This is a genomic window from Streptomyces sp. SP18CS02 (genome assembly GCF_036322365.1).
Lineage (GTDB): Bacteria > Actinomycetota > Actinomycetes > Streptomycetales > Streptomycetaceae > Streptomyces.
In genome coordinates, this window is record NZ_JAQYXC010000259.1 from 1 (window position 1) to 300 (window position 300).

Consider the following 300-nt stretch of genomic DNA (forward strand, 5'->3'; position numbering starts at 1 on the left):
ACGGTCGGCATGGCGAAGGTGGGGAACTGGACGCCCCGGTCCGGGTCGAACCGGTCGATCGCGTTGATCAGGCCGAGCGTGCCGACCTGGACGACGTCCTCCTTCGGGTCGTTGCGGGAGCGGAAGCGGGCGGCCGCGTTCCGCACCAGGGGCAGGTTCGCCTCGTTCAGGGCGCGGGGCAGGCGCTGGTGCTCCGGGGTGCCCTGCTCCAGACCCTTGTGCTGGCAGTAGAGGAGATGGTTGTGAGCCCGGGTGTCCGCGGCCCTTGCCTGCGGTCTGGGGGGGGCCTCCGTCTCGTTG

General features: G+C 71.3%; 1 protein-coding gene. It reads right to left on the bottom strand.

Going from position 1 to position 300, the window contains the following annotated elements:
• Positions 1 to 300 (bottom strand): sigma factor (locus tag PUR26_RS05845; protein WP_329869852.1); only part of this gene is annotated, 300 nt, incomplete at both ends.